This window comes from Nocardioides sp. (assembly GCF_031422975.1).
Lineage (GTDB): Bacteria > Actinomycetota > Actinomycetes > Propionibacteriales > Nocardioidaceae > Nocardioides.
Window position 1 is genome coordinate 1 of record NZ_JANPEO010000597.1, and the last position, 8653, is coordinate 8653.

Genomic DNA, 8653 nt, shown 5'->3' on the forward strand with positions numbered 1-8653 from the left:
GCCAGAGCGACACGTCGGACGCCTCAGGTCCGACGTCCGCTTCGCCGTCAGCGACGACGTCCGCGTCGGCTGGTGCCACCGCGGTCGCTGCCAACCTTCTCCAGGTGTGCGACCACGCGCAGGATGCCTTCCGCTCAGGCGGCCTGGACGATGCTGCGCAGGACGCCGCCCTCGCTGCGGAGCTGCAGGGGATGATGGATGTTGCGGAACCGGACGCCGTCCAGCTGCTGCGCCCGATGGCCGACGCTGCCGCGGCCATCGCCGTTGACGGCCGTGCCCGGGCGACGCCAGCGCTCCAGAAGACGCAGACACGGGCCTACCGTGCGCTCCGTCGAGCATGCATCAGCGCCGGCTCCCAGGCCTGGAGTTAGCGCGGGCCCTGACCTACCGAAGGCTCGGAGTCCCCCGCGCGTCGCGGTTCCTGCTCAGCTGCTGTGCGGAGAATGCGGTGGTAGTGGTCGATGTCATCAACGCCGTTGAGCCGCAGGCGGACCAGGTCGAGCATCAGGTTCGTGCGGTCCTTGTCGATTCAAAGACCACAGGACCCGCTCACCGTCGTCGTACACCACCGTGCCGGACTCAACCTTCGGCCGACAGGGAGAAGCAGGGGCACTGGCTCCCTTGTTTCACCCTGGTGAGTGTGGTTGCGTGGCGAGACCGTCCCCGCCGTCCGGCGAGGTGCCACAACGAGGTGGGATCGATGGACTCGACGTACGACTATGTGATCGTGGGAGCGGGATCGGCGGGAGCTGTGGTCGCCGCCCGGCTGAGCGAGGACCCGGATGTCCGGGTGTGCCTGCTCGAGGCTGGCGGGCCGCCGCCGCCCTCGGAGTTGGTGCCCGCCGCGGTCGCCAGCCTGCAGAACGACCCCGCGACCGACTGGATGTACAACGGCGACCCTGGTGGGGTCGGCAAGGGCCTGGTAGGCGGCCAGATGATGGTGACCCGGGGGAAGATGCTCGGCGGCTCCTCCGGCCTGAACTACATGGCGTACGTGCGGGGGCACCCGGGCGACTTCGACTCGTGGGCCGCCGGGGGTGCGGACGGCTGGTCATACGAGGAGGTCCTGCCCTATTTCCTCAAGGCCGAGGGATTCGTGAACAGCCCCGAGCTGCACGCCGACCCCGACGTGCACGGGTACAACGGCCCGGTGGGGGTGTCGGTGCGCCAGCCGATCCTGCGTGCCTCGATCCAGTTCGTTGAGGCCGCTGGCGCCGCGGGCATGAAACAGGGTGACTACAACGGTCGCGACCGCCTCAACCCCGAGGGGGTGGCCTCGCTCTTCCAGACGACGACGAAGGACGGCAGGCGAAGCTCGACCTTCCACGCCTACCTCGAGCCAGCGATGGACCGGGAGAACCTCACCGTCGTCACCGGCGCGCTCGTCGAGCGTGTCCTGCTCGAGGCGGACGGGGAGGTGGTTCGCGCCACCGGGGTGGCCTACCGCACCGAGCAGGGCACCTCCGAGAAGGTGGCCGCGGGCACCGAGGTGGTGTTGTGCGCGGGCGCCATCGGGTCGCCGCACCTGCTACTGCTCTCCGGGGTCGGCGCCCGCGAAGAGCTCACCGCCGTCGGGGTGGCCTGCGTCGTCGACCTCCCAGGCGTCGGGCGCCACCTCAAGGACCACCTGCACACACCCTTGATGTTTGCCGCCGACGGCATCGGCGAGACGATGACCGAGGTTGCGATGTCCCTCGGGCCGGACGCGTTGCGGGCCCCCGCTGGTCCGCTGCCGGCCGACCCCGCGGACGATGTCGACCTGCCCGAGCCTCTTGCCGCCGCCAAGGCCGAGGCGGAGCGCCGCATCGGCGAGTGGTTCACCACCGGCCGCGGCCTCGCCTCGTCCTCCCTCTACGACGCTGTCGCGTTCTTCTCGACCGGGCTGGGCGACGAGCACACCCACGACGGGCAGATCGGCTTCCTCGCGACCGGCTACACGCCGTCGATATGGGAGGGCGTCTTCCGTCTCCCGCCGTCTGCGTTCTTCGAGGACCCGGAGTCCTTCCTGGACCCGACGCGCGGCCAGGTGGTTGTGCTGCCCAATCCCGTGCAACCCCACTCCGAGGGTTCTGTAGCGCTGGCCAGCGCAGACCCCGCGGTCCCACCGCGGATCGAGTTCAACTACTTCGGCGACCCGCACGACGTGACGGTCATGGTCGCCGTGATGCGCAGGGCCCTCGAGGTCGCGAAGGCTTGGCCCGGCGGCGGCCTGGGTGAACCAGTCATTCCGCCGCACCTGGCGCAGGCACACGGCCACCTCGCCGGCGCCGAACTGAGCGACGCGCTGCTGGAGGACCTGGCCCGCCACTACGCGCTGACTGTCTACCACGAGACGTCGACCTGCCGGATCGGCGACGTCGTCGACCCGCGGCTGCGGGTCCATGGCGTCGAGGCCCTGCGCGTGGCCGATGCGAGTGTGATGCCGAACGTCGTCAGCGGCAACACCAACGCTGCGGCCATGATGATCGGCGAGAAGGCAGCCGAGCTGATCGCCACGGACCACGGCGTCCACCTCCACGAGGTGGTCGGCTGAGGGCACAATCGGAGCCGCCCTCATCGCGGCTTATGAGCGTGCGGTCCAGGGAACTCAAGCATCCGCCTGCCAGGTTTCAGTCGAGCGAACACCCAGGTCGTGTATCAGGTTCGCGCCTTGGGCGCTCTTAGATGGTGACTGGCGATCGCCAGCCACCATCGTGCCGGGCGTTCCGTCCGGCTTACAGAGGGGGCGCACATGGCCAAGCAACTTTCGCATGAGGACATCTCGGCTCGATTCCTCGAGTCGGGGTCTGTGAACTTCGATGCCGTGGGTGAGTTCGTTGCAAAGATGGGCCCGGAGTTGGTGACGCGCGACGAGGGCCTGCACGGGGTCATCTACGGAAGGTTCAACACGCTCGCCTGCTTCCTCCGTGCCGATGACCTGCGTCAGGTCTTCGGTGGTCTCCGCGGTGTCGCGGGACTGGCGGAGGCAGTCGATCTGCAGCGGGGGTAGCCGTGCTCCGCGTCGATCAACCGACGCCTCCAGCATCGTCGAGCCAGACCGTGACAGCCGTCGCGGTCTGGTCCGCGGCGGATCTGGAGCGACGCGTCATCGGCGCGCTGGATTTCGCGGCGGCCGTGGTTTCTGACTTCGGTGAGACGGGGTATGCCGACGCGGTGCGGCCGGCCCTCGGCTTCGGTCCGGAGAAGGTGGTGGCGGAGGCCGCAATGCTCGCCTACGTGGCGCACGACGTGAGCGCGTCAAAGGCTCTGCGCGACCGAGTCGATGCTCTGGCCCGTCGGCTCGAACCGCTGGTGCGCTCACCGCGAGCGCTCGCGGACATGGCGCTGAACCCGGACCAGGTGTTCCGGCGCACGGTGCCGCACGTGCTCCTCACCGTCCTCGGCCACCGCGACGACGCCTTCGATGACTTCGCTGGCCACCAGTGCGCACGAGTTCTCTCCCACGCGGTCGACCAGCCCGCGACCGTGCTCGCGGAGCGCCGCTGGATCACCGGGGTCTGGGGTCGTCAACTGCCCACCGTGGGAGATGCCGAGTCCGGCACCGTCCTCACGCATCCGTTCGACCTGCTCGTCGGTTCCCGAGAAGATCCCTACGGGCTCACCCACCTCCTCTTCTATCTCACGAATTTCGGGCGCGCGGCCACCGCCGAGGTCGGCCGGCATCACGACGCGATCCTGACCGATGTCGAAGCCCTGGTCATCCGATATCTCGACCACGGTGACTACGACCTCGTGGGCGAGCTGCTCATGGCGTGGCCACTTCTGCGCCAGGAGTGGTCGCCGGTGGCGGCGTTCGCATTCCGGGTGCTCGCCCACGTTGAAGACGAGGTCGGTGTCCTGCCCTGCGGCAACGTCGACTCGGAGCGCCTCGCGACGCTGGCGGGTGCCGAGCGAACGCGATACGCCCGCGCTGCGTCCTACCACACCGCTCTGGTCATGGGGTTCTTGTGCGCGGTGGGACTTCGCGGTGACTCCGCGCCTCCCGCCGTGTTGGTCGGACCGGAGTATCCAGATGACGCGTGGCAGACGTTGCGATCCATGATCGAGGATCACCGTGGCGACTGGCTGCCCGTTTTCGACCGCTGCGGCGAGGCGGAAAAGCGCACGATGGCACCGATGCTGTGCGGCCTCGTGATCACCCAAGCGCTGCGCCAACAGAACTTCGCCGCGATACACGAAGCGCTCGACGCGGCACGACGGTTCGCGTTGGCTCCGCACCCGTTGCAGACAGCCGCGACGGATCTCCTGCGGGCACTCGGCGCTGCCATGGATGTTGGTGCGCGCTACGACATCGAGACGTGAGCCGCGGCGCGAAGCCGAGTCTCTGAGCCAGCGCACAGATGGGGCCAGCAACGAGGTTGTCCTCGTACGCGACGTCCTGATGTGGCGCCGGTCCTGGATCAGGCGCAGCGCAGCTTGACGCTGACCTCGCGTGTCACTTCCCGGTGGCCGACGGCGAGTGCCTCGGCCTCGCGGTGCGGCAGAAACCCCGAATCGAGCTGGCAGTCATGGCACACGGTGACCGCCCTGGGTCCTAGGTGCACGACCTCCACGACGTGAGGGTGACAGTCATCCGCGCTGAGACCGTGCTTGTGGTCGCGTCGGTGCGCGGCAGCCGCTGTGCAGGCGGCCACTTCGGTGACTCTGGTCATCGGTTCTTGCTCCATCGTCGCCCCCCGGGTTTGCTCTCCTAGCGGCAGCCCTCGCTGTGGTGTGGACCGCCGTCAGACTCTTCGTCCATTGAAGCCCCAGGGCGCCGAGAATCCCTGGAATTGCGCTCGGCGTGGCCAATATCGGTGACCTTCTGCGATCCACGACCGCGTGCGCCTACCCATCAGGACCCCCGGGGAGCGTCACAGATCGACTGAAGGGGGTGAAGCCGATGGGCCCGGGGTAGCCAAAATGGAGTCTTCCAGCAAGAGGCGCCGAGGAATAGTCTGCAGGAGGCTGGTCGTCTGGCCGGCCCCCACGGAAGGTCGGTCGTCCCATGCTCACCGTCGAGGAATCCGTCGTCGTCAACAAGCCGCGCATTGAGGTCTGGGAGTTCATGACCGATCCGGACAACGTGCCCGTTTACTGCAGCAACATCGTGGAGTACGAGTTGGTGTCGGGAGGGAAGCTGGAGGTTGGCCGAATCTGCCGGGGCGTCGCGAAGGTGGCTGGACGCCGCCTCGAGCTGACGGACGAGATGGTGGAGGTCGAGAGAGGACGCGGCGGCAAGCTCGTATCCGAAGACGCCACGATCCCTTACACGCTCTCCCTTCACTACGAGGACGAGGGCGACGGCACCAAGGTCACCTGGCATCAGGAGATGGAATCGCTCAAGGGGTTCTTCAAGTTCGCCGACCCGATCGTCCTGAAGATGTACGCGCGTGACGTGCGCTCGAACCTCGAGAAGGTCAAGACCATCCTGGAGGCCTGAAAGGGACGTTGGTTTCGCTATCACGCGCGGACCCCGGTCGCGGCGGTATGGGCAACTGGAGTGCGGGACGTCGGAACGCGGCGGGCCTGCGAATTGCGGTAGAAGCGGCCTCTTTCCCCGGTCACTCCTGTCCGTCGGCAGGGTGGAGCCACTCGTCTGGTGCGAACTCGCCACCGAAGTCGACGCAGGCTTCGTTCTCGCATCTGCCTTGCGTCTCGAACGTACTTCCGGCGTTGCCGGAGGCGGTGAGGAAGGACGGCGTCAGAGACAGGCGTGACCATGATGTCTGGCGTCGGGCACCGGGCTTCACAAGCGTGGCCGCGCGTGTCCTGGTGGCTCCAGGGGATTTGTAACGGTCGACGTGGGTCGCTCCGAATGTCGGCCGCAGTGGTCGAACTCCCGAATCATTCCTGGACCATGCTTGCCCAAGAGCGTCTTGACTGGTGCATCATCATCACGTGCTCGAGAACTCCGGGACGGTTGGCCGTCTACTTCGGCTGAGTTTGGCTGCGGAGCCGGTGAGCGTGCCCGCCGCCAGGCGTTTCGTGGCCGATGGCCTGTCGTCGTGGGGGCGAAGTGACCTGCTGGATGACGCGACGCTGTGCGTGAGCGAGCTTGCGAGCAACGCAGCGCTTCACGCGTCAAGCACTTTCATGCACATCGGCTTGGGTCTGCACCGCGACGTGGTGCGGGTCAGCGTTGAGGACGACGGTGCTGTGCCCGCTCAGGCCGTGACGCCCCGGCCCAGCTTTCCCGACCCAGACGATCCGGTCGAGCTCGTGCTCGAGGACGAAGCAACGACCGGGCGGGGATTGGCGATAGTGTCGATTCTCGCGAGCGATTGGGGTGTGGAGACGACTCGGGGCGGCAAGCGGGTCTGGTTCGAGATCACTGGAACCGCCGGTGAGCATGGTGTCCGCCTTCCCAAGATCCATGACGACGAGGCCGTGGGGCCGTCGGAGCCGATGCTGCCCGCCGGATGGGCCCATGTTCGGTTGGCCGGCTGTCCGGTCCGGCTGAGTCTTCGACAGGACGAGCATCTGGATGAGTTGATTCGCGAACTGCAGCTCGTCGGCGCCTACCGCGCGAACCCAACGTCGCAGGCGCTTGCCTTGGAGCTACAGGAGCGCCTCAGTGGGCCGGCTCACGCTCGACACATGGGCCGTCGGATCGCACAGCGGGCGGCGGCCGAGGGTCGGGATTTCATCGATGTCGACATGGCGATGCCTCGCGAGTTCAGTGCGGAGGTGCAGAAGCTCGACATGGCCGTCAAGGCGGCGGACGTGCTGTGCGAGGAGATGCGGTTGCTCACCTTGGCGTCCTCTGGCGACCTTCGCGCGCTGAGGGCGTGGATGACTGAAGAGGTGGTGCGGCAGGCTCAGCACGGGGCGGCTCCGGTGGCGTGGGAGCACTGGTTGAGCCGCAACGCGACACCGGATTGACGTCGAAGGCTCGTGAGAGGCGATTCCCCCTCCCAAGGGTCTGCTGCGCGGAGGGGTGCATAGCGGCCTGAGTTTTGACGGTCACAGGGGGCGGTAGGACTCACCTTCAGGACTCGCCCGCATCGCGGCATGGGCGCGCGACTGTACGGACCGCCCACCGTCGGCGGTGGCGCCGTCGCACCGTCCCTTCGCGGCGGGCTCGCCGATCTCGCAGGCGATGCTGTTTGACTGTGCCTCGTGTGACGGGCTTGTTGCCCGCGTCTGAGCGGAGGGCTCCATGGGCAAATTGATCTACGCGGCCAACATCTCGCTCGACGGCTTCCTCGAGGACGAGACGGGTTCGTTCGACTGGTCCGTGCCGGACGAGGACGTGCACGCGTTCTGGAACGAGCACGAACGGCACATCGGCACGTCACTCTACGGGCGACGCATGTACGAGACGATGCGCGTGTGGGAGAGCGACGACTGGTTGACGAACGAGCCCTCGGTGGTCCGCGAGTACGCCGGGATCTGGCGTGACGCCGACAAGGTCGTCTACTCCACCTCACTCACCGACGTGTCGACCGCGCGCACCAGGATCGAGCAGCACTTCGAGCCCGAGGCGGTACGAGCGCTCAAGGAGACCTCAGGCTTGGACCTCAGCATCGGAGGCGCGGGGATCGCAGCCGCGGCCTTCCGACACGGCCTGGTCGACGAGCTCGTGCTGCTGCTGTGCCCGGTCCTCGTCGGCGCCGGCAAGCCAGCGCTGCCTCAAGGCGTACGACTCGACCTTGTGCTGCTGGACCACCGACGATTCGACAACGGCGTGGTGTACGTCCGCCACGCGGTCCGCCACCCCGCCTGACACTTGCGCCGGATCGCGGCAGATGAGTGCGCCGTAGCAAGTAGCCTGCGCGAGTGTCAGAGACCCTCGCTCGCGCGTTCCCGCTGAGCCTCCAGCCGTCGCTTGCTGGCGCGCTGGACTGTCTACCTCAGACCGCGTACCTACCCCACGGGTCAATCGCCAGCAGCAACTCGCGTGACTGGTCTCCGATTACCGTCCAAGGCGACCGGGTGGTGATCCCCCACCGCATCTACAACCCCGTCCCGGCGCCTGATCTTGTCGAGAGGGGCTCCGAGGCGGGGGTGGCGATTGACTGTCTGTACACCCGACACAGCGACGGCTTCGTCCGGCAGACGGCTCTTCGGCGCGTGCTGGCTTCGACCGACCATCCCTGGACCGTGCCCTTCGTCTTGCAACTCCTGGGTGAGTACGTCATCGAGATATGCGACGACATCGAACTCTTCGCTGAGACTCAACTCGCCACACGTCCCGGCTGGGCCACGCAGTTCCGCTCCTTCGCGGACGAGAACCCGGACTTCATAGTCTTGACCCGGCAGCGGGCGACGAGTTACTGGGAGTGCTACTACCGCGGCCCACATCTCTACCGGGTCACCTACCCCGGTCTCCGCGCTCTCGCCCTGCTGGTTGACGGTCCGTCCGACTAACCGCTCATCGGCTGCTTGTTCCATTGACCCAGGACCGGTGCCTGGCGAGGCTCGGTCCAGGCGCCCGGGTCGTCGCTCTCATTTCGGCTGCCCACGCTGGTCGTGTGGCTCTCATTTGGCCTGCGTGACCCGGGCGTCGCTAGGGCCAGGGAGAGGCTCAAGAGCGCCTCTGTGTGTCAAGCGGCCTGAAGTTGGAGCCGTTCGTGGTCGGCCAGGACACGACGGTAGACGGCGTTGGTGATGCGTCGTTTCAGGCTGCGGCGGGCTTCCTTGACGGTCTTGTGTTCGGCGATCTTTCGTC

At 67.1% G+C, this 8653-nt stretch carries 8 protein-coding genes; all 8 read left to right on the plus strand.

What is annotated here, in order from left to right; all coding sequences use genetic code 11:
* A partial coding sequence (locus RMO85_RS17770) for a hypothetical protein (protein ID WP_310530049.1) occupies window positions 1-371 on the plus strand: 371 nt, incomplete at its 5' end.
* A gap of 329 nt (window positions 372-700) precedes the next feature.
* Window positions 701-2533, plus strand: a complete 1833-nt coding sequence (locus RMO85_RS17775) for a GMC family oxidoreductase N-terminal domain-containing protein (RefSeq protein WP_310530050.1) — start codon at window positions 701-703, stop codon at window positions 2531-2533.
* Window positions 2534-2731: 198 nt separating this feature from the next.
* A complete protein-coding gene (locus RMO85_RS17780) occupies window positions 2732-2989 on the plus strand; it encodes a hypothetical protein (RefSeq protein ID WP_310530051.1) in 258 nt (85 codons plus the stop codon).
* A gap of 50 nt (window positions 2990-3039) precedes the next feature.
* A complete protein-coding gene (locus RMO85_RS17785) occupies window positions 3040-4302 on the plus strand; it encodes a DUF6895 family protein (protein WP_310530052.1) in 1263 nt (420 codons plus the stop codon).
* A 685-nt stretch (window positions 4303-4987) separates the two neighbouring features.
* A complete protein-coding gene (locus RMO85_RS17790; RefSeq protein ID WP_310530053.1) occupies window positions 4988-5422 on the plus strand; it encodes an SRPBCC family protein in 435 nt (144 codons plus the stop codon).
* A gap of 458 nt (window positions 5423-5880) precedes the next feature.
* Window positions 5881-6864, plus strand: a complete 984-nt coding sequence (locus RMO85_RS17795; RefSeq protein ID WP_310530054.1) for an ATP-binding protein — start codon at window positions 5881-5883, stop codon at window positions 6862-6864.
* 277 nt (window positions 6865-7141) lie between these two features.
* Window positions 7142-7708 (plus strand): dihydrofolate reductase family protein, encoded by a 567-nt coding sequence (locus RMO85_RS17800; protein ID WP_310530055.1) that lies wholly within the window; start codon window positions 7142-7144, stop codon window positions 7706-7708.
* A 53-nt stretch (window positions 7709-7761) separates the two neighbouring features.
* The gene (locus RMO85_RS17805; RefSeq protein WP_310530056.1) at window positions 7762-8352 is read left to right on the plus strand and encodes a hypothetical protein; all 591 of its coding nucleotides are present in this window, start codon (window positions 7762-7764) and stop codon (window positions 8350-8352) included.
* Window positions 8353-8653 lie beyond the last annotated feature (301 nt).